The following is a 1,256-nucleotide window of genomic DNA, read 5'->3' as shown; positions in this document are numbered from 1 at the left end:
GCGTTGTAAAGCCGTGTCTGTCTTCCCTTTGCGAGCCGTGACGGTTTTTCGCTCCGGTTGTTTTTCCGGTTTTGAATGGTGGTTTTGCCGATGTTGTATTCACCGGCTATTGCCCAATCGCCCATTCCTGATTTGGGCTTGCCAAGTACCATTTGCCGATGATCTTTTGCGTATGCCGTCATAAAGGTTGGTGTGTCATGTTTGCTTTTCTTTTACTATATTCCTATTTTAAAAATGATTTATTATGGGGCTTAGGAATCAAATCTAATCCAAAGGCATATTCCGTAACATTTCCAATAAAATTACATACAGGTTATCATGTCTGTGATTAAAGCGGAATCCTGTTTCTTTCAGGTGCCAATAAAATGTCCGTCCGGATACGCCGTTAAATTTAACCGTCCTGTTTTTTGCATAAGCCCAAAATGACCCCATTCCGTTGATATGCCGAACCCCTCCGGCAAACCCGTTATCTGCGTGACGGACACGGAAGTGTTTTTCACAGCCCATATCAACCAGAACCACGCCGGCCATCGGTATTGGTAACGCCTTTGATAGGGAGATGACCCCGGATAACCTTTTGCAGCGTGGCTTTTAAAGCACCGGGTACGGTTCTGGTACGGACCTTGTCATCACGCTTCAATATGCCCAATACGGTGGTTTTTCCACCGGCTCCCCGAGCCCGTTTGCCACGGATGCGTCTGGCACCGGAATAAGGTCTATCTGGTTCGGTGATACCTGAAAACAGGATTTGCTTCCCACATTCGTCAGCAATACGGTGCCGCAGTTTGGGGAACTGGTTGTTGGCACTTCGGACACTGGCTGCCGTTAATCCGGCTGTGTCGGAAGCAGTCAAATCTAAGGCAGAAAGGTGTAATATTTGCCGGAATTTCTGCCCGGAAAGTTTACCGGCCTTTGGGTACTTGTTTTTAATATACATATCATAGGCTTACCATAAAGTTTTATGATTTTGCTTCCTAAGCCCCTTATTTTTTTAGGGGTTGAAATAGATTATCAGTCATGTCAGACTGAAAAAATGAAGATAACCATTGCAAATTAACAAAGAATGCCCAAAGAAAACTTCTCCGGTTTTTCGTACCGGAAGCCACAGCCCGTGCAGCCGCTGATATTCTGGGTATCCAACCCGGTTGGGCTATGTTGTCCTACCGCAAAACCCGCCAAGTGGCTGTCTGTCATTTGGCGCAGGAAGCCGGCGGGGTTTTCAGAGGCCCTACCGGGCCGGACGGGGGTTGTTTCGG

1 protein-coding gene and 1 pseudogene are annotated in these 1,256 nt (G+C 47.2%); both read right to left on the bottom strand.

The features are described from left to right. Positions 1-182, bottom strand: a 182-nt coding sequence (locus tag C7N83_RS15475) for a hypothetical protein (protein ID WP_211296677.1), incomplete at its 3' end; no start/stop codon positions are given. An 82-nt stretch (positions 183-264) separates the two neighbouring features. Continuing rightward, positions 265-937, bottom strand: a pseudogene (locus C7N83_RS13880) (IS1595 family transposase). Positions 938-1,256: the final 319 nt, after the last annotated feature.

This window comes from Neisseria iguanae, assembly GCF_003013245.1.
Classification (GTDB): Bacteria; Pseudomonadota; Gammaproteobacteria; order Burkholderiales; family Neisseriaceae; genus Neisseria; species Neisseria iguanae.
Note: the sequence above shows the minus strand (reverse complement) of the source record. Positions and strands in the feature narration are given on the sequence as shown.